Annotated in this window: 20 protein-coding genes and 1 pseudogene; 14 read left to right on the top strand and 7 right to left on the bottom strand. The window is 71.1% G+C overall.

Going from position 1 to position 23,916, the window contains the following annotated elements; translation table 11 throughout:
- Positions 1-54: 54 nt before the first annotated feature.
- The 3 genes from ACIQ1J_RS05225 to ACIQ1J_RS05215 all read left to right on the top strand — a co-directional run bounded on the left by ACIQ1J_RS05225 (position 55) and on the right by ACIQ1J_RS05215 (position 2,890).
- Positions 55-522: a hypothetical protein gene (locus ACIQ1J_RS05225; protein ID WP_403554236.1), complete on the top strand. Its 468-nt coding sequence runs from the start codon at positions 55-57 to the stop codon at positions 520-522.
- A 153-nt stretch (positions 523-675) separates the two neighbouring features.
- Positions 676-1,614, top strand: coding sequence for a hypothetical protein (locus ACIQ1J_RS05220; RefSeq protein ID WP_210959873.1), 939 nt, complete (start codon positions 676-678; stop codon positions 1,612-1,614).
- Positions 1,615-1,870: 256 nt separating this feature from the next.
- The gene (locus ACIQ1J_RS05215; RefSeq protein ID WP_403554234.1) at positions 1,871-2,890 is read left to right on the top strand and encodes an endonuclease/exonuclease/phosphatase family protein; all 1,020 of its coding nucleotides are present in this window, start codon (positions 1,871-1,873) and stop codon (positions 2,888-2,890) included.
- A 49-nt stretch (positions 2,891-2,939) separates the two neighbouring features.
- Here the strand turns inward: ACIQ1J_RS05215 and ACIQ1J_RS05210 are convergent, their stop codons facing one another.
- Positions 2,940-5,030, bottom strand: a complete 2,091-nt coding sequence (locus tag ACIQ1J_RS05210; RefSeq protein WP_403554232.1) for a PhoX family protein — start codon at positions 5,028-5,030, stop codon at positions 2,940-2,942.
- A 265-nt stretch (positions 5,031-5,295) separates the two neighbouring features.
- On the opposite strand from ACIQ1J_RS05210, the gene ACIQ1J_RS05205 reads away from it, so the two are divergent.
- The 3 genes from ACIQ1J_RS05205 to ACIQ1J_RS05195 all read left to right on the top strand — a co-directional run bounded on the left by ACIQ1J_RS05205 (position 5,296) and on the right by ACIQ1J_RS05195 (position 8,853).
- The gene (locus ACIQ1J_RS05205) at positions 5,296-6,657 is read left to right on the top strand and encodes a VWA domain-containing protein (RefSeq protein WP_403554230.1); all 1,362 of its coding nucleotides are present in this window, start codon (positions 5,296-5,298) and stop codon (positions 6,655-6,657) included.
- Positions 6,658-6,768: 111 nt separating this feature from the next.
- Entirely contained in the window at positions 6,769-8,385 is a 1,617-nt protein-coding gene (gene metG, locus ACIQ1J_RS05200; RefSeq protein WP_403554228.1) for a methionine--tRNA ligase, read from the top strand.
- Positions 8,386-8,487: 102 nt separating this feature from the next.
- The gene (locus ACIQ1J_RS05195) at positions 8,488-8,853 is read left to right on the top strand and encodes a PH domain-containing protein (RefSeq protein WP_210959883.1); all 366 of its coding nucleotides are present in this window, start codon (positions 8,488-8,490) and stop codon (positions 8,851-8,853) included.
- A gap of 15 nt (positions 8,854-8,868) precedes the next feature.
- On the opposite strand, the gene ACIQ1J_RS05190 is transcribed toward ACIQ1J_RS05195, so the two are convergent.
- Together ACIQ1J_RS05190 and ACIQ1J_RS05185 are read right to left on the bottom strand one after the other, a co-directional pair.
- Positions 8,869-9,081 (bottom strand): DUF397 domain-containing protein, encoded by a 213-nt coding sequence (locus tag ACIQ1J_RS05190; RefSeq protein ID WP_210959885.1) that lies wholly within the window; start codon positions 9,079-9,081, stop codon positions 8,869-8,871.
- On the bottom strand, positions 9,078-9,953 hold the full coding sequence (locus ACIQ1J_RS05185) for a helix-turn-helix domain-containing protein (protein WP_403554226.1): 876 nt from the start codon (positions 9,951-9,953) through the stop codon (positions 9,078-9,080). Before ACIQ1J_RS05185 ends, ACIQ1J_RS05190 begins: the two co-directional genes overlap by 4 nt.
- A 425-nt stretch (positions 9,954-10,378) precedes the next feature.
- Here ACIQ1J_RS05185 and ACIQ1J_RS05180 point away from each other — a divergent pair, with 425 nt between their 5' ends.
- Both ACIQ1J_RS05180 and ACIQ1J_RS05175 read left to right on the top strand, forming a co-directional pair.
- Entirely contained in the window at positions 10,379-11,224 is an 846-nt protein-coding gene (locus ACIQ1J_RS05180) for a helix-turn-helix domain-containing protein (RefSeq protein WP_403554224.1), read from the top strand.
- Positions 11,225-11,282: 58 nt separating this feature from the next.
- The gene (locus ACIQ1J_RS05175; RefSeq protein ID WP_403554222.1) at positions 11,283-11,888 is read left to right on the top strand and encodes a Uma2 family endonuclease; all 606 of its coding nucleotides are present in this window, start codon (positions 11,283-11,285) and stop codon (positions 11,886-11,888) included.
- 81 nt (positions 11,889-11,969) lie between these two features.
- Here the strand turns inward: ACIQ1J_RS05175 and aspS are convergent, their stop codons facing one another.
- Entirely contained in the window at positions 11,970-13,733 is a 1,764-nt protein-coding gene (aspS, locus tag ACIQ1J_RS05170) for an aspartate--tRNA ligase (protein ID WP_403554220.1), read from the bottom strand.
- Between the two features lie 180 nt (positions 13,734-13,913).
- Here aspS and ACIQ1J_RS05165 point away from each other — a divergent pair, with 180 nt between their 5' ends.
- The gene (locus ACIQ1J_RS05165) at positions 13,914-16,082 is read left to right on the top strand and encodes a SpoIIE family protein phosphatase (protein WP_403554218.1); all 2,169 of its coding nucleotides are present in this window, start codon (positions 13,914-13,916) and stop codon (positions 16,080-16,082) included.
- Here ACIQ1J_RS05165 and ACIQ1J_RS05160 read toward each other — a convergent pair.
- The 3 genes from ACIQ1J_RS05160 to ACIQ1J_RS05150 all read right to left on the bottom strand — a co-directional run bounded on the left by ACIQ1J_RS05160 (position 16,010) and on the right by ACIQ1J_RS05150 (position 18,752).
- Positions 16,010-17,098: an AI-2E family transporter gene (locus ACIQ1J_RS05160; RefSeq protein WP_403554216.1), complete on the bottom strand. Its 1,089-nt coding sequence runs from the start codon at positions 17,096-17,098 to the stop codon at positions 16,010-16,012. The genes ACIQ1J_RS05165 and ACIQ1J_RS05160 overlap by 73 nt on opposite strands.
- Before the next feature lie 98 nt (positions 17,099-17,196).
- Entirely contained in the window at positions 17,197-18,174 is a 978-nt protein-coding gene (locus tag ACIQ1J_RS05155) for a pirin family protein (RefSeq protein ID WP_403554214.1), read from the bottom strand.
- Positions 18,175-18,284: 110 nt separating this feature from the next.
- Positions 18,285-18,752, bottom strand: a complete 468-nt coding sequence (locus ACIQ1J_RS05150) for an SseB family protein (RefSeq protein WP_403554212.1) — start codon at positions 18,750-18,752, stop codon at positions 18,285-18,287.
- A 162-nt stretch (positions 18,753-18,914) separates the two neighbouring features.
- On the opposite strand from ACIQ1J_RS05150, the gene ACIQ1J_RS05145 reads away from it, so the two are divergent.
- From ACIQ1J_RS05145 to ACIQ1J_RS05125, 5 genes and pseudogenes are all read left to right on the top strand, one after another.
- The gene (locus ACIQ1J_RS05145) at positions 18,915-20,741 is read left to right on the top strand and encodes an acyl-CoA dehydrogenase (protein WP_403554210.1); all 1,827 of its coding nucleotides are present in this window, start codon (positions 18,915-18,917) and stop codon (positions 20,739-20,741) included.
- A 98-nt stretch (positions 20,742-20,839) separates the two neighbouring features.
- Positions 20,840-22,138, top strand: a complete 1,299-nt coding sequence (locus tag ACIQ1J_RS05140; RefSeq protein WP_403554208.1) for a M18 family aminopeptidase — start codon at positions 20,840-20,842, stop codon at positions 22,136-22,138.
- A gap of 124 nt (positions 22,139-22,262) precedes the next feature.
- The gene (locus ACIQ1J_RS05135) at positions 22,263-22,514 is read left to right on the top strand and encodes a DUF6458 family protein (protein ID WP_403554206.1); all 252 of its coding nucleotides are present in this window, start codon (positions 22,263-22,265) and stop codon (positions 22,512-22,514) included.
- A gap of 18 nt (positions 22,515-22,532) precedes the next feature.
- Positions 22,533-23,375, top strand: a pseudogene (locus ACIQ1J_RS05130) (GlxA family transcriptional regulator); the annotation flags it as partial.
- Positions 23,372-23,866: an LURP-one-related/scramblase family protein gene (locus tag ACIQ1J_RS05125; RefSeq protein ID WP_210959909.1), complete on the top strand. Its 495-nt coding sequence runs from the start codon at positions 23,372-23,374 to the stop codon at positions 23,864-23,866. The pseudogene ACIQ1J_RS05130 and the gene ACIQ1J_RS05125, both read left to right, overlap by 4 nt.
- Positions 23,867-23,916: the final 50 nt, after the last annotated feature.

The raw sequence follows: 23,916 nt of genomic DNA, 5'->3' as shown, positions 1-23,916 counted from the left end.
TCGGCCCGCCCAGGTGTGCCCTGGTAGACGGGGGCGAGGCGAGAGGAGTGCGCTATGGCTCACGCGGTACCGGCACGCGGAACATCCACCGGAACGTCCCCCGGGACGGGCACGCGCGGCCGTACGACGACGCCCGATGTCTTCGGCGAGCGGGCCCACAAGGTGGCGAAGTGGGCGGTGCCCGTCACGATCGGGCTGGTCTACGGCTACTGGGCCGCGTCCATCAACCGCCACGGCGGCCCCATCACCGGCTGGAACCTGCTGTTCGGCTTCATGACCGTGCTCGCGTTCGTCGTGGTCTTCGCCGTGGTCCGGGCGGTGGCCGAGCGGCTGCCGCGCGAAGGCCACGCGGTCCTGTGGGCCGCGTTCGCGGGCAGTGCGCTGGGGTTCCTGTACTCGCAGAGCGGCGTGGCCGTGTTCACCTGCGTCGTCGTGTCCCTGCTCCTCGCGGCGGCGGTGTTCGCCACGTTGTTCTACCGCTACTACACCCACGAGGACGCCAAGGGCCACCAGGCCACCTGACGGACGGCACGTCCGGGAGGCCGGAGCGCCGGGACGGGCGGCCACTCGTCCGCGGCCCTCCGCTCCGGGCGGGGCGCCCGTTCGGCTCGTCGTGGGGGGCCATATGCAGTCACGCCGGTCGCCCGTGCCGCTGCCGGGGCCTTGCCTTGAAGCGTGCCCCCACGTCACCGGAACGCCCTGTCGGCCGTCCTGATCGCCCTCGCCTGCCTGCTCGCGCCGTGCGGCACGCTGGCGGCCTGGGCGCTGCTCGGGCCGGCCGACACCGGCCGGTACGTCGCCGCCATGTCGCCGCTCGCCGACGATCCGGACGTACGGGACGCGGTCGCCGATGCGGTGGGCGACACGGTGGGCGAAGGGGTCGTGGACCAGGTCGCGGCCGGCCCCGTGAGCGGCACCGTGCGGCTCTTCGTGCAGGACGCGGCACGGTCCTTCACCCGGACCGAGGCCTTCCGCGAGGGCTGGGACGCGGCCAACCGCACCGCCCACGAAGCCGTACTGCGCGCCCTGCGGGACGAACGGACGCGCGGACGCGCGGTCACCGTCGACCTGGCCCCCGTCACCACCCGCGTCAAGGACCGGCTCACCGACGACAACGTGCCGTTCGCGCGGCGCATCCCGGTCCGGCACACCGCGGTCACCGTGCTCCCGGCCCACGAGGTGGACCGGCTCAGGAAGGGCTACCACGTGCTCGACGTCGCCGCCTTGTGGCTGCCGCTCGCGGCCGTCGTCTTCGCGGTCACCGGCATCGCCGTGGCCGCCTGCCGCCGGCGCGCGGTCACGGCCGCCGGGATCGGCACCGCCCTCGGCGGGGCGCTGCTCGCCCTCGCCGTCGTGGTCGGCCGCCGGTTCACCGTCGCCGAACTCCCCGGCGCGGTGGACGGCGCGGTGGACGGACCGGCCGCGGGCGCCGTCTACGACGCCCTCACCGACACCCTGCGCACGGCCTCCTGGCTCCTGGTCGCCCTGGGCCTCACGGTCGCCCTGACCTCCTGGCTCACGGGCCGGTACGGACATCTGCTGCGCCGGCGCCGGGCACCCGCGGGGACCGCCGCCGACCCGGCACCGCCCCGGCGGCCGCGGGCCCGGCTCTGAACCGCCCGGTCGGAACCCGTCACCGGCTGACTCCGCGGGCGCCCGGCGGCGGGTAGCTGTGGGTTCCGGCGGAGGAGCCGGCGCAGTTCGACCGGCACATCGTGGGGCGCATCGAGGTGGTCCGGGAGTTCCACCGGGAGTCCCACGCGGAGGCGTAGGGCCCGGTGCGCAACTTTCGGCCCCCGGCGTCCGTCTTAGACGGGGGATTCGGGCATCGCACAGGCAGCCACCGCACCCGCGAGCGAAGGGCCGGGACTTGAACACGGACACCGACACGGCGACCGGCCAGTGGACGGACCCGCGGGAGCGGCCGGCCGCCCGCCGCGCCGGACGGCGGTTCGGGGCCTGGTGCGCGGGGCTGCTGTTCGCCGTGGTGAGCGTGGTCGTCGGCTGCCGCCTCGCCGACAGCGACGGCGTCACACCCGTACCGCAGCTGCTCGCCTTCCTGCCCTGGCTGCTCGTGCCGACGGGCGCCGGGCTGCTGCTGACGCTGCTCGCCCGGTGGTGGACCGGCGCGGTGTGGGGCGTGGCGCTGCTCGGGCTGCTGGCCTGGTTCATCGAGCCGTACGGCAAGACGGGCGACCCCGTCGGGCTGCCCGTCGCCGAGCTGCGGGTGCTGACCTCGAACGTCGAGTTCGGGCAGGGCACCGGCGAGCTGGTCTCCGCCGTGCGGCGCGAGAAGCCCGACCTCGTGTTCGTACAGGAGTGCGAGTACACGTGCGACGCGGCGCTGCGGCGCGACCTCGCCGCCGACTACCCCCACCGGCAGGCCGTCGAGGGCGGCGGCTCCGAGGGGTCCGTCATCCTGAGCGCGTTCCCGCTCAAGGCCACCGCCGGCGTCCCCGGCACCATGGGCATGCCCGGCGCCGTCGCCGACGTGCGCGGCAACGCCGTCCGGCTCCAGCTCGCCCACCCGATGCCGCCGCTGCCGGAGCAGGTCGGCCTGTGGCGCGAGGAACTGGGCGCACTGCGCGACGCCGCCGCCGAGGCCGAGGGCAGCGGGACCCCCGGCATCCTCGCCGGCGACTTCAACGCATCCCAGGACCACGCCGCCTTCCGCCGCATCCTCGACACCGGGCTGCGCGACGCGGCCCGGCTGGCCGGGGCCGACCGGAAGGCCACCTGGCCTGCCCGGACCACCCCGGCGTTCGGCGTGCAGATCGACCACGTCCTGGTGTCGGAGGACTTCACCGCACACCGCGCCCGGTTCCTGGACCTGGCCGGCACCGACCACCGCGCGGTGGTCGTCGACCTCACGCTGCACAGGGCCGGCTGACACCGGCCCCGGACGAGCCGACACCGGCCCCGGACGACGCGGCGGGCGCTCAGACGCCGATGTCGCGGCCGTCCGCGCGCCACACGGCGACGACCGCCGGACGCACGAGCGTCCCGGGCCCGTCGGGCCAGGTGCTGGCCGGCTCCTCCACGGAGGCGCCGTCGATCTCGCCCGGGTGCTGCACGGCGACCAGCACGCGCCGGTCCTGGATGAGCGGGCCGCAGGTCTCCGCGCCGTTCGGCACGGTCAGGAACTGCTTCAGCTCACCGCGCCGGTCGCCCTTGGTCGCGACGCCGAAGAGGCCGTCGTGGGTGCCGAGCGCGTTGCCGTCGGTGGACAGCCACAGGTTGCCGTGGTCGTCGAAGGCGACGTTGTCGGGGCAGGAGATCGGGCTGACCCGGTCCTTCGGGAAGCCCGCGAAGTACGTCGCCGGGTCCTCCGGGTCACCGGCGACGAGGAACAGCGACCAGGCGAAGGCGGTCGCGTCGGCCCGGTTCCAGCGCTCGGTCAGCTCCAGGACGTGCCCGTGCTTGTTGGCGTTGCGCGGGTTGGCCTCGTCCGCCTTGGCGTTCGAGCCGACGCCGCGGTTGGAGTTGTTGGTGAGGGCGACGTACACCTTGCCGCTCTGCGGGGACGGCTCGATGTCCTCGGGCCGGTCCATCTTCGTCGCGCCGACCTTGTCACCGGCGAGCCGCGTGAAGACGCAGACCTCCTCGGCGCTCATGCCGTCGACGTGCGAGACGGCGCCGTCCTCGGTGGCGGTGACCAGCGGGATCCAGCGGCCACTGCCGTCGAACTCGCCGTCGCGCGGCAGCTTGCCCGTGCCGTCGATCTCGATCGCCGGGGAGTCGCCGCTGAGCTTGGCGACGTAGAGGGTGCCCTCGTCGAGCAGCGACAGGTTGTGCTCACGCGCCCAGCGGCTGCTGCCGTGCCGCATCCGCTTGCTGCCGACGAACTTGTAGAAGTAGTCGAACCGCTCGTCGTCACCGGTGTAGACGACCGGGCGCCCGTCGTGGGTCAGCCGCACGGTCGCCGCCTCGTGCTTGAAGCGGCCGAGCAGCGTGTGCTTGCGCGGGGTGGACTCCGGGTCGTACGGGTCCAGTTCGACGACGTACCCGAAGCGGTGCACCTCGTTCGGCTCCTGGGCGACGTCGAAGCGCTTGTCGAACCGCTCCCACTTGCGCTCGGTGGCGCCGGTGCCGATCCCGTACCGCTTGTCCGTCGCCCGGCCGCTGTTGGCGAAGTACTGGTTGAAGTTCTCCTCGCCGTGCAGCGTCGTGCCCCACGGAGTGGTGCCGCCGGAGCAGTTGTTGAGGGTGCCGAGCACCTTCCGGCCGGACCGGTCGGCGGAGGTCTTCACCAGGTCGGACCCGGCGGCCGGCCCGGTCAGCCGGAACTCGGTGGTCGCGGTGACGCGCCGGTTCAGGCGGTGCCGCGCGACGGGCGTCAGCTTCCCGCTCCCGCGCTCCTCCTCCACCACCACGGCGGACAGGCCGTGCGCGGCCCAGGCGATCTCGACCTGCTCACGGGTCGGGTTGTCGGGGTCGTAGCCGCGGAACATGAGCACCTCGTCGGTGTACTCGTGGTTGGCGACGAGGACCTGCCGGCCGTGCTCACCGCGCAGCGGCAGCAGCGCGAGGAAGTCGTTGTTGTACCCGAACTGCCCCGCCTGCGCCTCGGCGGTCTGCTTCTCCGGGTCGAAGGCGGGCGCGCCGCGCAGAATGGGTTCACCCCAACGGATCACGACGTCCTGCCGGTAACCCTCCGGGACGGTGACGGCGTCGTCGGTGTTGGGCGCGACGGGCGTGAACCGCAGCCCGCGCGCGCCCTGCGTTTTCGACGGTTTCCCGTGCCCGCCCCCGTGTCCCCGCCCGGCCACCGGCGCGGCCTGCGCCGACGGCGCCCCGGCCACGCCCACGGCCCCGGCACCCGCCGCGGCGACGGTGACGACGGCCGCGGCACGCATCATGGAACGGCGGCTGAGCGCACCGGCGATCACGTCGCCGACGTACTCGTTGGAGCTGGTGTTGGGCACCTCGTGGAAGCAGGCGTCACCACACCGGAAACGGCAGGTCATGGCGGACCGGCCGCCGGGATGCGAACCGGACGGTGTTCCGATCAACGGCAGCAGCTTGCGCACTGTGTTCTCCCCTTGAGAATCCCTGGATGCCCTTGGTATCAGCGCGACCGTAGGTGCACATACGTGCGAGAGACGGGCGCCACGGTGAACAGCGGGTGAACCCCCGGAAGCGGAAGTGGAATTGCCACGGGGGCTCGATCCCGCCTTGACGCGCCAGGGGTTTCATGGCAGACCCTGCACAAGATCACAATCCAGGGCCGCTAACCTTACGTGTCCGTCCTGGCCAGGGATTGACGGGCATCAACTCACGCGAAGGGTTGCGCACATGGGCATTCTCACCTCTCTGCGGAACGTGTTCGGCCGGTCACGCAAAGAACAGGCCGCCCAGGCGGAGGGTGTGACGCAGGAGACGGCACCGCCGGCCACCGCGCCGGAGCCGAAGCTCCCGTCCCAGCCCACCGCGCCCCCGGAGCCGACCGAGGCCCCGGAACGTACGGAGGCCACGCAGGTCCCCGAGCCCCGCTCGGAAACCACTGCCGACGAGCACGAACTCGTCAAGGCGGCCTTCACCAACCCCACGGTCCCGAAGCAGACCGAGACCCCGGACACGCCCCCGGAACCGAAGCCGGAGCCGGCACAGGAAGCGAAGCCCGAGCCCGAGCCGAAGCCGGCACAGGAAGCGAAGCCGGAGCCGGAGCCGGAATCGGAGCCGGAGCCGGAGCCGGAGCCGAAGGCAGCGGAGAAGGCAGAGGCAGAGGTACCGGCAGAGGTACCGGCAGAGGTACCGGCAGAGGTACCGGCAGAGCCGACATCCACCCCCGAACCCGCGGCCGCCGACGGCGAGGCACCCCCACAGGGGCCACCCGCACCCGACGACGAAGGCAGCACGGGCGGTGCGGGTGGGAACCCGGACGCCGAAGGCGAAGCCGAGGCGCAACCGACCCCCGCGCCGCAGGCACAACCGCAACCGACCCCCGCGCCGCAGGCACAACCGCAACCGACCCCCGCAGCGCCGGAGGCCAAACCCGCGACCCCCGCCGCCCGCCTCCGCTCCCACGCCCCCGGCCTCGCCACCGCCTACAAGGCCGCCGGCACCGCCCTCAAGAAGCACGACCTCACCGGCACCCGCGCCAGGGTCCACCTCGTACTCGACCGCTCCGCCTCCATGCGCCCGTACTACAAGGACGGCTCCGCCCAGGCCCTCGCCGAGCAGACCCTCGCGCTCGCCGCCCACCTGGACCCCGAGGCGACGGTCCACGTCACGTTCTTCTCCACGGAGGTGGACGGCACCGGCGAGCTGACCCTCACCGACCACGAGAACAAGATCGACGAGCTGCACGCAGCGCTCGGCCGCATGGGCCGCACCAGCTACCACGCCGCCGTCGAGGCCGTCCTCGCCCACCACACCAAGAAAGAGGCCCCCGGCACCCCCGCCCTGGTGATCTTCCAGACCGACGGCGCCCCCGACGCCAAGACCCCGGCCACCCAGTCCCTCACCAAGGCGGCGGCCGACCACCCGAACGTCCACTTCTCCTTCGTCGCCTTCGGTGACCCGGAGAACAAGGCCTTCGACTACCTCCGCAAACTCAAGACGGGCAACGCGTCCCACTTCCTCGCCGGCGAGACCCCCAAGGAACTCACCGACAAGGAGCTCTACGAGGGCGTACTGGCCACCTGGCGCCCGTAGGCCGCCAGGCACCGGAACCGCCCGGCGGGGGGCGGACAGGGGGAGACCGCCCCTGTCCGCCCCCCGGAACGCGTGTGAGTCGATCTCCATCCGACCAGTAGGATTTCGACCATGGCGGCCACTGGAAACGAGAAGCAGGGGGCGAAGGCGTTCTACGTCTCGACCCCCATCTACTACGTCAACGACGCTCCTCACCTGGGCCACGCCTATACGACCGTCGCAGGCGACGTGCTCACCCGCTGGCACCGCCAGCGCGGCGAGAAGGTGTGGTACCTCACCGGCACGGACGAGCACGGTCAGAAGATCATGCGCACGGCCGAGGCGAACGGGGTCACCCCGCAGGCCTGGGCCGACAAGCTCGTCACCGAGGCCTGGAAGCCCCTGTGGGAGCACCTCGACATCGCGAACGACGACTTCATCCGCACCACGCAGAAGCGGCACACCGACCGCGTCCAGGAGTTCGTGCAGGACCTGTACGACAAGGACGAGATCTACAAGGGCGGCTACGAGGGCCCGTACTGCGTGGGCTGCGAGGAGTACAAGCTCCCCGGCGAGCTGCTCGACGGCGAGGGCGAGTACGCGGGCCAGAAGCTGTGCCCGATCCACAAGAAGCCGGTCGAGCTCCTCAGCGAGGAGAACTACTTCTTCAAGCTGAGCGAGTACAGCGAGAAGCTGCTCGCCCACTACGAGGCCAACCCGGGCTTCATCCAGCCCGAGTCCGCGCGCAACGAGGTCGTGAACTTCGTCCGCCAGGGCCTCCAGGACCTCTCCATCTCCCGCTCGACCTTCGACTGGGGCGTGCCGGTCCCCTGGGACGACAAGCACGTCATCTACGTGTGGATCGACGCCCTGCTGAACTACGCCACGGCGGTCGGCTACAACGAGAGCCCGGAGAAGTTCGAGTCGACGTTCCCCGCCGACGTGCACCTGGTCGGCAAGGACATCCTCCGCTTCCACGCGATCATCTGGCCGGCGATGCTGATGGCCCAGGGCCTCCCGCTGCCCGGGAAGATCGCCGCGAACGGCTGGCTGATGGTCGGCGGCGAGAAGATGAGCAAGTCCAACCTGACCGGCATCAAGCCGCAGGACCTCACCTCGCACTTCGGCGTCGACGCGTACCGCTGGTACTTCCTGCGCGCGATCGCGTTCGGTCAGGACGGCTCGTTCTCCTGGGAGGACTTCTCCGCCCGCTACACCAGCGAGCTGGCCAACGACTACGGCAACCTCGCCTCCCGCGTCGCGGCCATGGTCGGCAAGTACTTCGGCGGCGAGCTGCCGGCCTCCGAGGCCGACGGGGACGCGGAGAAGGCGATCCACGACGGCCTGGCCAAGGCGGTCACGGAGGCCGACCGGAAGATCGGCGAGGAGCTGGACTTCCAGGGCGGCATCCTGGCCGTCTTCGACTTCGTGAAGCAGGTCAACGGCTACATCACCGAGCAGGAGCCCTGGAAGGTCGCGAAGGACACGTCCGACGAGGGCAAGGCGCGCCTCGCGACGATCCTCTACACGGCCGCGGAGTCCCTCCGCGCGGTGGCGGTCCTCCTGAACCCGATCATGCCGGACACCTCCCAGAAGCTCTGGGACTCCCTGGGCGCCGAGGCGTCCCTCGGCGGCCTCGCGGACCAGAAGGTCCAGGAGGCGGGCGACTGGGGCCGGCTGCCGGCCGGTTCGACGGTCACCAAGGGCGCGGTGCTCTTCCCCCGTCTCGAGGAGAAGCCGACCGCGTAACGCGCTCGCTACAGCACGGGGCCCGGGAGGGCCAGACCTTCTCCCGGGCCCCGCGCTTTGCGAGGATCGGACGAGCAGCCAGCTCACGTGGGGGGATCATCCATGGCACTCTTCGGCAACGCACACAGCATCGACCCGGCCCAGGCGCAGCAGGAGTACGCGCGCCTGCTCGGCCACGGCGAGCAGATCCACGCCGCGTACCTGCTGATCCGCGACACCATCCTGTTCACCGACCGGCGGCTGATCCTGGTCGACAAGCAGGGCATCACCGGCAAGAAGACCGAGTACCACTCGATCCCGTACCGCAGCATCACGCACTTCGCGGTCGAGACGGCCGGCACCTTCGACCTCGACGCCGAGCTGAAGATCTGGCTCTCCGGCTCCCAGACCCCCATCCAGAAGACCTTCACCAAGGGCGTCGACATCTACGAGGTCCAGGCGATCCTGACCCAGTTCGTGGCGCGGTAGGACTACGGCAGCCCTTCAGCTCCCGGACGCGTACGCCACGAAGCCCGCCCACGCCTGCGCCGCCAACGCGAGGCGTGGGCTCGCGTCGCGGTACTTGGAGTCACGGACGTGGACGGTGCCGGGGGTGGCCGCTACCTCGACGCAGGAGTCGCCGTCGGGTCCGTCGCTATAACTGCTCTTGAACCACGCCAGTTCGGAGGCATCCCCGGCGGTGGGCTTACGGATCATGTTTCTCCCAGCAGTTGCTCGATGAACGCCAGCGACTCCTCCGGTGGAAGAGCCTGGGCCCGGATGGTGCCATACCGCAGTTCAAGGACGCGAAGCTGCCTCGGATCGTGCGTCGGGCGGCCGTTGAACGCCCCGTCGGAGCGTCCCACCGCCGTGCCGTCCTCGAACTTGAGCACTTCGATCCGGCCGCTCATGCCGGGGTGTGGTCCACTGCCCATCGGCATCACCTGGAGGGTGACGTTGTTCATCCGCCCCACCTCCAGCGCACGTTCGAACTGCTGTTGCCGCACCATTGTGCCCCCGACCCCGCGCCGAAGCGTGGCCTCTTCCAGGACGAAGCTCAGCGCGGGCGCGGGACACCGGTCGTAGATGGCTCGGCGAGCCATGCGGGCGGCCACCCGGCGCTCCAAGTCCTCCGGGGAGTAGGCCGGCTGCCACGACTCCAGCAGGGCACGCGCGTGCTCGGGAGTCTGCAACAGCCCAGGGATGCTGCTGCACACGTAGATCCCGATCTCGACCGCCTTGGCCTCCATCCGCGCGAGATCCCGCACCTTCTTCGGATACCGGACCTTCGCCACGTCCTCCTTCATGGCAGCGAGCAGCCCACCGGCCTCCAGCACCTCGTCGGCCATCTCCAGGTACTCCGGACGGGGAATCCGCTTCCCGCCCTCGATCTTGTAGACGAGATCCTCGCCGTACCCCACGGCCCTGCCGAAGTCACCGGCCCGCATCCCCACGGCCTCCCGGCGCAGCTTCAACTGCCGCCCCACGGTGGCGACCACCGCCACGCCCCACTCGTCGTCCGGGTCCACCTCCCACCCGGGCTCGTCAGCCTCGGTCCTGAGCTGTCGAACCTCACCGTCCACCGACATGCGCGCGCCCCTCCGTCGTACCGCCGCGTATCAGCCACGCCCTACCCGTACGCACGGCCCTGACAAGCCCGGACACCACCGGACAACTGACGGGCAGTGACCGTACGCGACGGCGTCATCACTGAGGAACTCCGGAACGCGACGAGCCGGGTGCCGGTCCCACCCGCGCCCCCTGTGAACCACCAACCGGGGAGAAAACACCCCGCCAAGCCCCTCCCCTCCCTCCCGTCGGGCGCGGTCACTCCCGAGAGTGAATATGCCAACTCGGCTGGATTCGGGACCGGTTGTCTGCCCTACGCTCAGCGGCGACACGACCACCAGACATGCGACGGCCCCCGCCGGGAGTGGCTTCCCAATGCGAGGGCCTAACCGCCAAGGAAGAAAAGAGCTCTTCCCCGATGGATGCACAGCACCCTAACGCGCCCATGCCCGCCACGTCCCGAACCCCGGACGAAGACCACCCCCACGAGCAGCCCCTCGCAGGCGTCGTCCACGACAACGTCCGCCACACCGAGAGCTTCACGGTGGTCGGCAACCACCTCGTCCAGCACGAGGAGCTGTCCCTGCTCGCCATCGGGCTCTCCTGCTACATCCAGTCGGTGCGGCAGGGCACCTCCGTCGACATCAAGACCCTTGCCGCCCGCTTCCCCGAGGGCCCCACCCGCATCGCCGCCGGGCTGCGCGAGCTGGAGAAGCACGGCTACCTGCAACGCACGTGTACACGCACGTCCACCGGCCGGATCGTCACCCGCACGGTCTCCCGCAACAGGCCCGGACACAGCGGCGGCGGCGCACGGGAGACGACATCCCGCCCTTCCGCCCGGCGCGCGGCCCAGGAGAAGCCGCCGCCGCGCAAGCGCCTCCCCGCCGTACCCCAGCCGTCGCATCCCGCCCCCGCCCTCCTCCAGGCGGCCGTCGACGTCCTCACCGGCCTGCGCCGCCGCGACCCCCGACTCCTCCTCTCGGCCACCGACGCCGAACACCTCGCCCCGGGCGTCGCCGCCTGGCTGGAGCGCGAGGTCACCCCCACCGCCGTACGCCACGCCCTGACCGAGAACCTGCCCAACGAGCCCCTGATCCGGCCGGCCGCCTTCCTCGCCCACCGCCTGACCGCCCAGCTGCCGCCCCCACCGCCGTTCCGGCCACCGGCCCCGCCGGTCCCCGAGCCCCGGCACCCGTTCCAGACCTGCGACGGCTGCGACCGCCCCTTCAGGGCCCCGGCCCCAGGCCACTGCCGCGACTGCCGAACCGATCACCTAGAGAGCGCCTAGCATGAATTCGACGATCCTTGCCCGAGCCCGTGGGCACACCCGACGAGGAGCGAGCGCCATGACCATCGCACCCGACGACGCACAGCAGGGCGCCTCCCACCTCTACCGGGCCATGCGCGACTTCGTTCAGTCCTCGGACGACACGCTGCCCGGCAAGTTCGAGATCACCAAGGAAGGGATCGTCCACGACATGATGTCGCCCAGCGGTCGGCACGAGCTGACCACACTGCGGCTCCGGAAGCGCCTGGAAAAGGTGATGCCGGAAGAGATCGTGGCGCACACCGGTGAGCCGGACGTGGAGGACGAGCCCGAAGGCGTCATGCGACGGCCCGATCTGATGGTGATCGCCGAAGAGGACATGGACATCGAGGGGTCGTTCGACCCTCGGTCGCTCATCGCTGCCGTCGAGGTCGTCTCCCGCTCCAACCCGGGCAACGACTGGGTGGGCAAAGTGCGCGACTACCCCCTGCTCGGCATCCCCGTCTACGCGGTCTTCGACCCCCGCACGGGCACCGGCGCCGTATTCACGGACATCCACACCACCCCCGACGGCCCCCGCTACGCCACCCGCAAGGACTTCGTCTACGGCGAGGACGTCACCATCGCCGACTGGACCGTCCCGACCCAGAACCTGCCGCTCTACCGGAGCGAGGACCAGGCGTGACGACGACGAAGGGCCCGGCACCTGAGATCGCTCCGGTGCCGGGCCCTGCGCCGTGCCGTGCCGTGCCGTGCCGTCGGCGGACTACTTCGGCTGCGGCTTGCGCACCGTCAGGTGCAGCTCCCTCAGCCGGGTCTCGTCCAGCTCGGTCGGCGCGCCCATCATCAGGTCCTGGGCGTTGCCGTTGAGCGGGAAGGCGATGGTCTCGCGGATGTTGGGCTCGTCGGCGAGCAGCATGACGATGCGGTCGACGCCCGGGGCGATGCCACCGTGCGGCGGGGCGCCGAAGCGGAGCGCGCGCAGCATGCCGGCGAACTCGCGCTCGACGGTCTCCGCGTCGTAGCCGGCGATCGCGAAGGCCTTGAGCATGATGTCCGGCTCGTGGTTCCGGATCGCGCCGGAGGATAGCTCGACACCGTTGCAGACGATGTCGTACTGCCAGGCGAGGATGTCCAGCGGGTCCTGGTTCTCCAGGGCGTCCATGCCGCCCTGCGGCATCGAGAAGGGGTTGTGGGAGAAGTCGATCCTCCCCGTCTCCTCGTCCTTCTCGTACATCGGGAAGTCGACGATCCAGCAGAACCGGAAGACGTTCTCCTCGAAGTGCCCGGCACGCTTGGCGGCCTCGACCCGCACCGCGCCCATGATCTTCGAGACCTCGTCGAACTCGCCGGCGCCGAAGAACACCGCGTGGCCGGGGGCCAGGGAGAGCCGCTTGGTCAGCTCCGCGACGTTCTCCTCGGTGAGGAACTTCGCGATCGGACCGGTCAGCGTGCCGTCCTCGCCGACGCGGACCCAGGCCAGGCCCTTGGCGCCCTGCGAGACGGCGTAGTCGCCGAGCTGGTCGAAGAACTTGCGGGGCTGGCCCGAGACGTCCGGCACCGGCAGCGCGCGGACGTGCTTGCCTGCGAAGGCCTTGAACTCCGAGCCCGCGAAGATGTCGGTGATGTCGACGAGCTCCAGCTTGGCGCGCAGGTCCGGCTTGTCGGAGCCGTACTTCAGCATCGCCTCGCGGAACGGGATCCGCGGGAAGGGGGAGGTGACCTCGCGGCCGCCGCCGAACTCGGTGAACAGCTCCGTCATCAGCCGCTCGACCGGCTGGAAGACGTCCTCCTGCTCGACGAAGCTCATCTCGACGTCGAGCTGGTAGAACTCGCCCGGCGAGCGGTCGGCGCGGGCGTCCTCGTCGCGGAAGCAGGGCGCGATCTGGAAGTACCGGTCGAAGCCGGAGATCATCAGCAGCTGCTTGAACTGCTGCGGCGCCTGCGGCAGGGCGTAGAAGCGGCCCGCGTGCAGACGGGAGGGCACGACGAAGTCGCGGGCGCCCTCGGGAGAGGTGGCGGTGAGGATGGGCGTCGCCATCTCGTTGAAGCCGAGGGCCACCATCTTGTGACGGATCGCCGAGATGACCGCCGTGCGCATCATGATGTTGCGGTGCATGCGCTCGCGGCGCAGGTCCAGGAAGCGGTACTCCAGGCGCCGCTCCTCGTTGACCCCGTCCTCGGCGTTGATCGTGAAGGGCAGCGGCTGGGCGGCGCCGAGCAGCTCGACCTCGCCCACCTCGACCTCGACCTCACCCGTGGGCAGGTCGGGGTTGATGTTGTCGGCGCCCCGGGAGACGACCTTGCCGTCGACACGAACGGTCGACTCCTTGGTCAGTTTGTCCAGCGCCTCGTAGGCCTCGGTGCCCGGACGGGCGACGAGCTGCGTGATGCCGTAGTGATCGCGCAGATCGATGAAGAGGATGCCGCCCAGGTCGCGCCGATTGTGCAGCCAGCCACTCAGTCGGACGTCGGTGCCGACGTCAGAGGAGCGGAGCTCGCCGCAGGTGTGGGACCTGTACCGATGCATCGTCGTTCATCCAGCCTTCGTGGATCGGGGATGGTGTTCCGCGTTTCACGTGAAACAACCCCAGCGTGAAACAACCCCCAGCGTACCGGCCGGGCACAGCTGTCCTCCTCCCCATTGACGCGGCGCGGGCCCGGGGGCGACCGGTGGCAGTCTCCGATCACCTCTTCCTACAGTGGGTGAATGCGCACTGGTGAGCCCCTGCCCGAGGTGGGGGCCGTCCTTGCCGCTCTCGCGACCGGTCTGTGGCACTGGGACACCGCCACCGGAGAGGTCACGCTCGACGCGGAGGCGGCCCGCCTGCTCGGGCTGCCCGCGGAACGGGCGAGCCTCACCGAGTCCCAGGTGCGGGCCCGGCTGCATCCGGTGGACTGGAACGAGATCACCGGGGTGGTCCAGCTCGCCGTGGCCGAGGGCACCCTCGCCGAGGTCCGGATCCGGATCATGGACGAGCTGGGCCACATCGTCCGGACCGTCCGCAGCCGCTCCAAGCCGTCGTTCGACCCCGTGCGCAAGGCCTACGAGCTGACCGGCACCCTTCAGGAGGTCGCCGAACCGACGCCGGGCACGCCCGCCGGGCGCAGCGCGGTCACCGGCGACTGGCGCCGCTCCCGGGAGGCGTTCCTCCTGGACGCGGGCCGGGCACTGGCCGAGGCACGGTCCACCGAGGAGGTGCTGCGGGTCGCGGCGGGGCTGTCGATGCCGGGCTTCTCCCCGGACGGGCTCGCGGTCTTCGGGGTCTCCGGCGACCGCCTGACGGTCATCGGCCACCACGGACAGCCGCAGAACGACATGAACCCGTTCGTGAACATGCCGCTGGACACGGACTACCCGGCCGCCGAGGCGGTCCGCACCGGCCGCGCCGTCTATCTCTCCTCCCCCGAGCGGTACCGGGCCCGCTACCCCCTCACCTGGCCGCTCGTCGAGCGCTTCGGCCGCCGCTCCTGGGCCTTCCTGCCGCTGACCGTGGCGGGCCGCCCGATGGGCGCCTGGATGGCGGCCTTCGCCTACCCGGTCGCCTTCACACCGGACGAACGGTCGGTGCTGACCACCGTGGCGCGGATGCTGGCGCAGGCCCTGACCCGGGCCGGCGCCGCCGAGACCCAGCGGGAGCTGACCGACGGGCTTCAGCGCACCATGCTGCCCGTGCTCGGCCCGGAGATCCCCGGCATGAGCGTCGCCGCCCGCTACGTCCCCACCGGCGGCGGCCTCCAGGTCGGCGGCGACTGGTACGACATGATCGAGTTGCCCGGGGGACGCTTCGCCCTGGTCATCGGCGACGTCCAGGGACACGACGTACGCGCGGCCGGGCTGATGGGCCAGCTGCGCATCGCCCTGCGCGCCTACGCCGCCGAGGGCCACCGCCCCGACGCGGTGCTCTCCCGCGCCTCCCACTTCTTCCACGGTCTCGCCCAGTCCGGCGACGACCCCGGGGACATGCGCTTCGCGACCTGCTACTACGCCGAGGTCGACCCCGCGACCGGCACGGTGGAGAGCGCCCGCGCCGGGCATCTGGACCCGGTCGTGCGCATGGCGGACGGGACGGCGCTGATCCTCGCCACGGCGGGCGGACTGCCCCTCGGCATCGACCCGGACTCCGACTACCCGACCACGCGGCTCGCCCTGGAACCCGGGGACACCCTGATGCTGTGCACGGACGGCCTGGTGGAGACCGGCGGCCACGACCTGCAGACCGGCTGGCACCGCCTCCGCGTGATCCTGGAGGAGCACGACGGCGGCCTGGAGCAGCTGGCCGACGCACTGGTCCAGGCCGTGCACGGGCCCTCCTCGCACCACACCACCGGCCCGCTGGCCGACCGGCGGGAGGACGACATCGCCCTGTTGCTGCTCTGCCGGCAGGGCGAGGGCTGCGGCTGCGGCGACAGCACCGTGGCCAGGCCCCCGGTGCGCCGCACGATGCTGACGGTCGCGCAGGCCGAGCCCGCGCGGGTCGCCACCGCCCGGCAGCATCTGCGCGGCCTGCTGCACGACTGGCCCGACGAGGAGCAGCGGGACGCCGCGGTGCTCCTGCTCTCCGAGGTGCTGACCAACGTCCTGGTGCACACCGACGCCGACGCCCTGCTGGTCGCCGAGATCGTCGGCGAGCCGGGCGAGCGGCTGATCCGGGTGGAGGTCACCGACAGCGGCGACGACCTGCCGCACAAGCGCCGGCCGGGGGAGATGGCGTCCTCCGGACGCGGCCTGATGCTGATCGAGCTGCTCGCGGACGCGTGGGGAGTCGCCCCGCGCGGCGTGGGCAAGAGCATCTGGTACGAGGTCTACGAGTCCGCGGGCCCGGAAGGCGGCCCCGGCGACGGCCGGGGCCCGGTCGGCGACCCCGATGCCGCGTAACGCGCCTGGAGCTCGTGGACGACCCCGAACGCCGCCGCGGTGAGGGGAACGGCCAGGAGCATCCCCAGGATGCCCGCCACCGACGCCCCCGCGGTGAGCGCCAGCAGCACGATGGCCGGGTGCATCTGCACGGTCCGGCTCTGGATCACCGGCTGGAGCACATGTCCCTCCAGCAGCTGCACGGCCAGGACCACCCCGAGGGCCCACAGCGCGATGACGAAGCCCCGGTCGGCCAGCGCGACCAGCACGGCGACGGCTCCGGAGATGAACGCGCCCAGGTAGGGGATGTAGGCGCCGACGAAGACCAGCGCGCCGAGCCCGACAGCACCGGGGACGCGCAGGACGAGCAGCCCGACGGTGATGCAGACCGCGTCGATGAGGGCGATGAGGGTGGTGCCCCGCATGAAGCCCTCGACGGCACCGAAGGCCCGCCGGGACATCGCCTCGACCATGTCGGCGCCGCCGGGCGGGGCGACGGCCCGCACCGTGTCGACGGCCCTGTCGGAGTCGCGCAGGAAGAAGAAGACGAGCAGCAGGGCGAGCACCGCCATGGCGAGCATCTCGCCGACGACGCTGATCCCGGTGACCACCTCCGAGGCGGCCGTACCGCCGAACCTGCCCAGCAGCTCACGCGCGTTGGACGCCATGTCCTCCAGCGAGGTGCCGGCCGCCCCGAAGTGGTCGGCGATGTCCTTGGCCGCGTCCCGGAGCGAGGCGATGATCTGGTCGCCGGTCTCGATGAGCGCGGACACCACGATGTACACGGCCCCGCCGACCACGGCGACGACGGCGACACAGGTGAGCCCGGCGGCCAGCGACCGCTGCACGTGCGCCTTCACCAGCCACCGGTGCAGCGGCCTGAGCAGGGCGGTGCCGAGCAGCGCGAGCAGCGCCGGCGTCACCGCGGTGCGGAACTCGACGCAGAGCCGGATCGCGACGTAGACGACACCGCTGGCGAGCAGGATGACGGCGCACCAGGCGGCGAACCGACGGACCGGACCGGGAAGCAGCTGCACGCCCCCAGCCGATCACGCACCGGGCGGGCTGTCCTGCGCGGACGGCCCGCCCGGGTGACACGACGTCAGGGTGACGCCCGGTCAGTGCGCGGCCGGCGTCAGGCCTCCGGCCCCGCCGCCGACATCCCGTGCACGGCCGGGACCGTGCCCAGGCGCCCCTTCTGGAAGTCGTCGAAGGCCTGCTGGAGTTCCTCACGGGTGTTCATGACGAACGGCCCGTAGTGCGCCATCGGCTCCCGGATCGGCTGCCCGCCGAGGAGCACGACCTCCAGGTCGGGGGTGTGCGAGTCCTGCTTCTCGTCCGCGCGGACGGTCAGCGAGCCCCCGGCCCCGAAGACGGCCGTCTGCCCCAGGTGGACCGGCCGCCGTTCGGCGCCCACCGACCCGCGCCCGGCCATCACGTACGCCAGGCCGTTGAAGTCCTCCCGCCACGGCAGGGTGACCTCGGCGCCGGGCGCGAGCGTCGCGTGGACCATCGTGATCGGCGTGTGCGTGATGCCGGGGCCCTCGTGGCCGTCCAGCTCACCGGCGATGACGCGCATCAGCGCGCCGCCGTCCGGGGAGGTGAGCAGCTGGACGGAGCCGCTGCGGATGTCCTGGTACCTGGGGGCCATCATCTTGTCCCTGGCCGGGAGGTTCACCCACAGCTGGAGCCCGTGGAACAGCCCGCCCGACATGACCAGCTGCTCCGGCGGCGCCTCGATGTGCAGCAGACCGGAGCCCGCCGTCATCCACTGGGTGTCGCCGTTGGTGATGGTGCCGCCACCGCCCTGGGAGTCCTGGTGGTCGAAGATCCCGTCGATGATGTACGTGACGGTCTCGAAGCCGCGGTGAGGATGCCACGGGGTCCCCTTCGGCTCCCCAGGCTGATACTCCACCTCACCCATCTGGTCCATCATGATGAACGGGTCGAGATGGCGGTAGTTGATCCCGGCGAACGCGCGGCGAACCGGGAAGCCCTCGCCCTCGAAACCGCTGGGCGCGGTCGTGACGGTGAGCACGGGACGTGCGACGGCGTCGGCGGGTGCGGATACGCGGGGCAGCGTCAACGGGTTCTCGACGGTCACTGCAGGCATGTCGGTACCTCCTCGGGTACGCCCACTTTAGTTGAGCGTTGAACTTCTTGCCACCTCAAACCCGGAAAGCCCGGAGGGCATTCCCTCCGGGCTCGCAGTGGCGGCAACGGTCAGCCGTACATCCGGCGCATGGCGAAATCGACCATCTGTTCGACGGCCGTCGCGTCGAACACCATCCGGTGCTCGCCCTCCATGTCCAGTACGAAGCCGTAGCCGGTCGGCAGGAGGTCGATCACCTCCGCGCCGGTGATCACGAAGTACTTGGACTCCTTGCCCGCGTACCGGCGCAGCTCCTTGAGCCCGGTGAACATGGGGATCACCGGCTGCTGGGTGTTGTGCAGCGCGAGGAAGCCGGGGTTGTCACCGCGCGGGCAGTAGACCTTCGAGGTCGCGAAGATCTGCTGGAAGTCCTCGGCGGACATCTGGCCGGTGGTGAAGGCGCGCACCGCGTCCGCGAGCGAGGGCGGGGACGGCTCGGGGTACAGCGGCGGCTGCTGCCCGTATCCGCCGGACATCGGCTGCTGCGGCGGGGCGTACTGCTGCTGCTGTTGGCCCGCGGTCTGGTCGTAGCCGTACATGCCGCAAAGAGTAGCGAGTGACGGGTCACAGATGACCGGCTCGGGGTTGCTTCTTATTACCGACGGGTAGCATCATCGTAGCTACTGCTTGGTACGCGCAGTCGGTATGTGTACAGATGCGAGGATTCAGTGCCTCGCCGATCTCTCAACGGAGCCGTCGCCATGGGGCACTACAAGCCGAATCTCCGGGACATCGAGTTCAACCTCTTCGAGGTGCTCGGCCGTGACAAGGTGTACGGCACCGGCCCGTTCGCGGAGATGGACACGGACACCGCCAAGAGCGTCCTGGAGGAGCTGACCCGCCTCTCGGAGAACGAGCTGGCCGAGTCCTTCGCCGACGCCGACCGCAACCCGCCGGTCTTCGACCCGGAGACCAACACCGCGCCGGTCCCGGCGTCCTTCAAGAAGAGCTACCAGGCCTTCATGGACTCCGAGTACTGGCGCCTGGGCCTGCCCGAGGAGATCGGCGGCACCACCTCGCCGCGCTCCCTGATCTGGGCCTACGCGGAGCTGATCCTCGGCGCCAACCCGGCCGTGTGGATGTACTCCTCCGGCCCCGCCTTCGCGGGCATCCTCTTCGAGGAGGGCAACGAGGTGCAGAAGCACATCGCGTCCTTCGCCGTCGAGAAGCAGTGGGGCTCCACCATGGTCCTCACCGAGCCGGACGCCGGCTCGGACGTCGGCGCCGGCCGCACCAAGGCGGTCCAGCAGGAGGACGGCTCCTGGCACATCGAGGGCGTCAAGCGCTTCATCACGTCCGGCGAGCACGACATGTCGGAGAACATCCTCCACTACGTCCTCGCCCGCCCCGAGGGCGCAGGGCCCGGCACCAAGGGCCTGTCCCTCTTCCTCGTCCCGAAGTACGAGTTCGACTTCGAGACCGGCGAGCTGGGCGAGCGCAACGGCGTCTACGCCACCAACGTCGAGCACAAGATGGGCCTGAAGGCCTCCAACACCTGCGAGATGACCTTCGGCGACCGCCACCCCGCCAAGGGCTGGCTGATCGGCGACAAGCACGACGGCATCCGCCAGATGTTCCGCATCATCGAGTTCGCGCGGATGATGGTCGGCACGAAGGCCATCTCGACCCTGTCGACCGGCTACCTCAACGCGCTCGAGTACGCCAAGGAGCGCGTCCAGGGCCCCGACCTGGCCAACTTCATGGACAAGTCGGCCCCCAAGGTCACCGTCACGCACCACCCGGACGTCCGCCGCTCCCTCATGACGCAGAAGGCGTACGCCGAGGGCATGCGCGCCCTCGTCATGTACACCGCCTCCGTCCAGGACGAGATCCAGGTCAAGGAGGCGAACGGCGAGGACGCCGCCACCGAGCACGCCCTCAACGACCTGCTCCTGCCGATCGTCAAGGGCTACGGCTCGGAGAAGGCCTACGAGCAGCTCGCCCAGTCGCTCCAGACCTTCGGCGGCTCCGGGTTCCTCCAGGAGTACCCGATCGAGCAGTACATCCGCGACGCCAAGATCGACACCCTGTACGAGGGCACCACGGCGATCCAGGGCCAGGACTACTTCTTCCGGAAGATCGTCCGCAACCAGGGCGCCGCGCTGAACTCGCTCGCCGAGGACATCAAGAAGTTCCTCGCCCTCGGCACCGGCGGCGAGGACCTGTCCGGCGCCCGCGAGCACCTGGCCAAGGCCGCCGTCGAGCTGGAGGCCATCGTCGGCCTGATGCTCACCGACCTCGCGGCCACCGAGCAGGACGTCAAGAACATCTACAAGGTGGGTCTCAACACCACCCGCCTGCTGCTGGCCTCCGGTGACGTGATCGTCGGCTACCTGCTCCTCAAGGGCGCCGCCATCGCCGCCGAGAAGCTGCCGACCGCGTCCGCGAAGGACAAGCCCTTCTACACCGGCAAGATCGCGGCGGCGAAGTTCTTCGCGGCCAACGTCCTGCCCGGCGTCACCATGGCCCGCAAGGTCGCCCAGGGCGTCGAACTGGACCTGATGGAGCTGGACGAGGCGGCCTTCTAGGACCCGTCCGGCCCCCTCCACCAATTCCGCACAGCCTGACGAGGGTCCGCTCCCGCGCCACGGGAAGCGGGCCCTCGCACGTCGTTAAGGTGAACCCCATGAGCGCACCCTCCCGCTTCGACCGCGGCCACACCGACGACCTCATGTCCTTCCTCGCGGCCGGCCCCACGCCGTACCACGCGGTGGCCACCGCCGCCGAGCGGCTGGAGAAGGCGGGCTTCCGGCAGGTCGCGGAGACGGACGCCTGGGAGGGGACCACCGGCGGCAGGTACGTGCTGCGCGGCGGCGCGATCGTGGCCTGGTACGTCCCCGAGGGCGCTACCCCGCACACCCCCTTCCGCATCGTCGGCGCGCACACCGACTCCCCCAACCTGCGCGTGAAGCCCCGCCCGGACACCGGGGCGCACGGCTGGCGCCAGGTCGCCGTCGAGATCTACGGCGGCCCCCTGATGAACTCCTGGCTCGACCGCGACCTGGGCCTGGCCGGCCGGCTCACGCTGCGCGACGGCTCGACCCGCCTGGTCAACATCGACCGCCCGCTGCTCCGCGTCCCGCAACTCGCCATCCACATGGACCGCAACGTGTCCGCGGAGGGCCTCAAGCTCGACAAGCAGCGCCACCTCCAGCCCGTCTGGGGCCTGGGCGACACCGTCCGCGACGGCGACCTGATCGCCTTCCTGGAGGAGGAGGCGGGTCTCGCCCGCGGCGAGGTCACCGGCTGGGACCTGATGACCCACTCGGTGGAGCCCCCGGCCTACCTGGGCCGCGACCGGGACCTGGTGGCCGGCCCCCGCATGGACAACCTCCTGTCCGTGCACGCCGGCGTGGCCGCCCTGGCCGCGGTCGCGACCTCCGGCGCGGACCTCCCCTACCTCCCGGTCCTCGCCGCCTTCGACCACGAGGAGACCGGCTCCCAGTCGGACACCGGCGCCGACGGCCCGCTCCTCGGCAGCGTGCTGGAGCGCTCGGTGTTCGCGCGGGGCGGCAGTTACGAGGACCGGGCGCGCGCCTTCGCCGGCACGGTCTGCCTGTCCTCCGACACCGGCCACGCCGTGCACCCCAACTACGCGGAGCGGCACGACCCGACGCACCAGCCGCGGGTCAACGGCGGCCCCATCCTCAAGGTCAACGTCAACAACCGCTACGCCACGGACGGTTCGGGCCGCGCGGTGTTCGCCGCCGCCTGCGAGAAGGCCGGCGTCCCCTTCCAGACGTTCGTCTCCAACAACTCCATGCCGTGCGGCACGACCATCGGCCCCATCACCGCGGCCCGGCACGGCATCAGCACCGTCGACATCGGCGCGGCCATCCTCTCGATGCACAGCGCCCGGGAGTTGTGCGGCGCCGACGACCCGCACCTGCTGGCGAACGCGCTGGTGGCGTTCCTGGAGGGCTGAGCCCCGGAGCGTTCCCCGGCCGGAACACCCCTGCCCCGCATGTGTGTTCCGGCCGGGGGTACCCGCACGGAACCGGATCGACCGGAAACCCGGAACCGACCGGATCTACAAGGAGGCAACAGTCATGGGCCTCGGCGGGTGCATCATCCTCATCGCCGTGGGAGCCATCCTCACGTTCGCGACCGACTGGGACATGCAGGGCGTCAACCTCGACCTGGTCGGTGTCATCCTCATGATCGTCGGTCTGATCGGTGTGGCGACCTTCAGCAGCATCGCCCGGCGCCGTCGCGTCGTGATGCCGCCGACGACCCCGGTCGTCGAGGACCGGCCCCACCACCACACGCGGGACGGGTACAACAACGGCTACGGCGCCTGAGCCCCGCCGGCATCACGCCCGGCCCCCGGGATCCGGATGAACCACGGGTTCTTCGCACTCACCGACGTACCCGGCCTGGAGGCCGCGGACGGGGCCGACACGGTCGTCGTACCCGGCCGGCCGGACAACGTCGTACCGCGCGGCCCGGCCGTCCTCGACGCGATCCGGCGCGCGCACGCGCGCGGCGCCCGCGTCATGAGCCTGTGCACCGGCAGCTTCGCGCTCGCCGAGGCGGGGCTGCTGGACGGCCGGCGGGCCGCCACCCACTGGTTGTGGGCCGACTCCTTCCGCCGGCTGCATCCCCGGGTGCTGCTGGAGCCGGACGTGCTGTTCGTGGACGAGGACGACGTGCTCACCGCCGCGGGCAGCGCGGCGGCACTCGACCTCGGGCTGCACATCTGGCGCAAGGACCACGGCGCCGAGATCGCCAACGCCGTCTCCCGCCGACTGGTGTTCGCCACGCACCGGGACGGCGGGCAGCGGCAGTTCGTGGAGCGCCCGGTGCCCCACGTCCCCGACGCGTCGCTGACGCCCCTGCTGGAGTGGGCGCAGGAGCGCCTCGACGAGCCGCTGACGGTGACGGACCTCGCGGAGCGCGCGGCGATGTCACCGGCGACCCTGCACCGGCGGTTCCGGGCGCAGCTGGGGACGACGCCGCTCGCCTGGCTGACGGCCGAGCGCGTGACCCTCGCCCGGCGCCTGATCGAGCGCGGCGAGGAGCGGCTGGACGTGGTGGCGGCCCGCAGCGGACTGGGGACCGCCGCGAACCTGCGGGCGCTGCTGCGGCGCGAGACCGGGCTCAGCCCGTCGGCCTACCGGCGGCGTTTCGGGGCGGGCCCCGGGGAAGCGATCACGTCATGAGATTCCTCGTGTACGACCGGCTCCTCGGCTTCGGCGACGACTACTGGATCGAGGACGACAACGGCAACAAGGTGTACCTCGTCGACGGCAAGGCGATGCGGCTGCGGGACACCTGGGAGCTGAAGGACGTCCAGGGGCGCGTGCTCATCGACATCCACCAGAAGATGTTCGCCCTGCGCGACACGATGGTGATCGAGCGGGGCGACGAGCCGCTGGCCCGGATCAAGCGGAAACGTCTCTCCCTGCTGCGCAACCACTACCGGGTCTCGCTGGCCGACGGCACCGAACTGGACGTCAGCGGCAAGATCCTCGACCGGGAGTTCGCCATCGAGTACGACGGTGAGCTGCTGGCCGTCGTCTCGCGCCGGTGGCTGACCCTCCGGGACACCTACGGCGTCGACGTCGTCCGGGACGACGCCGACCCGGCGCTGCTGATCGCGCTGACGGTGTGCGTGATCCACCTGGCGGAGAAGGAGCGGGAGGACGAGTGACGGGTGACGAGTGTCGCGTGACGGGTGACGAGGGGACGCGTGCCGCGTGA

The organism is Streptomyces sp. NPDC097107 (genome assembly GCF_044762405.1).
Lineage (GTDB): Bacteria > Actinomycetota > Actinomycetes > Streptomycetales > Streptomycetaceae > Streptomyces > Streptomyces thinghirensis.
Note: the sequence above shows the minus strand (reverse complement) of the source record. Positions and strands in the feature narration are given on the sequence as shown.

Excerpts from the sequence above, each read along its gene's own strand:
- ACIQ1J_RS05225 (WP_403554236.1), top strand. The coding sequence starts at position 55 with ATGGCTCACGCGGTACCGGCACGCGGAACATCCACCGGAACGTCCCCC.
- ACIQ1J_RS05205 (WP_403554230.1), top strand. The coding sequence starts at position 5,296 with ATGGGCATTCTCACCTCTCTGCGGAACGTGTTCGGCCGGTCACGCAAA.
- metG (WP_403554228.1), top strand. The coding sequence starts at position 6,769 with ATGGCGGCCACTGGAAACGAGAAGCAGGGGGCGAAGGCGTTCTACGTC.
- ACIQ1J_RS05195 (WP_210959883.1), top strand. The coding sequence starts at position 8,488 with ATGGCACTCTTCGGCAACGCACACAGCATCGACCCGGCCCAGGCGCAG.
- ACIQ1J_RS05190 (WP_210959885.1), bottom strand. The coding sequence starts at position 9,081 with ATGATCCGTAAGCCCACCGCCGGGGATGCCTCCGAACTGGCGTGGTTC.
- ACIQ1J_RS05185 (WP_403554226.1), bottom strand. The coding sequence starts at position 9,953 with ATGTCGGTGGACGGTGAGGTTCGACAGCTCAGGACCGAGGCTGACGAG.
- ACIQ1J_RS05180 (WP_403554224.1), top strand. The coding sequence starts at position 10,379 with ATGCCCGCCACGTCCCGAACCCCGGACGAAGACCACCCCCACGAGCAG.
- ACIQ1J_RS05175 (WP_403554222.1), top strand. The coding sequence starts at position 11,283 with ATGACCATCGCACCCGACGACGCACAGCAGGGCGCCTCCCACCTCTAC.
- aspS (WP_403554220.1), bottom strand. The coding sequence starts at position 13,733 with ATGCATCGGTACAGGTCCCACACCTGCGGCGAGCTCCGCTCCTCTGAC.
- ACIQ1J_RS05165 (WP_403554218.1), top strand. The coding sequence starts at position 13,914 with ATGCGCACTGGTGAGCCCCTGCCCGAGGTGGGGGCCGTCCTTGCCGCT.
- ACIQ1J_RS05155 (WP_403554214.1), bottom strand. The coding sequence starts at position 18,174 with ATGCCTGCAGTGACCGTCGAGAACCCGTTGACGCTGCCCCGCGTATCC.
- ACIQ1J_RS05150 (WP_403554212.1), bottom strand. The coding sequence starts at position 18,752 with ATGTACGGCTACGACCAGACCGCGGGCCAACAGCAGCAGCAGTACGCC.
- ACIQ1J_RS05145 (WP_403554210.1), top strand. The coding sequence starts at position 18,915 with ATGGGGCACTACAAGCCGAATCTCCGGGACATCGAGTTCAACCTCTTC.
- ACIQ1J_RS05140 (WP_403554208.1), top strand. The coding sequence starts at position 20,840 with ATGAGCGCACCCTCCCGCTTCGACCGCGGCCACACCGACGACCTCATG.
- ACIQ1J_RS05135 (WP_403554206.1), top strand. The coding sequence starts at position 22,263 with ATGGGCCTCGGCGGGTGCATCATCCTCATCGCCGTGGGAGCCATCCTC.
- ACIQ1J_RS05125 (WP_210959909.1), top strand. The coding sequence starts at position 23,372 with ATGAGATTCCTCGTGTACGACCGGCTCCTCGGCTTCGGCGACGACTAC.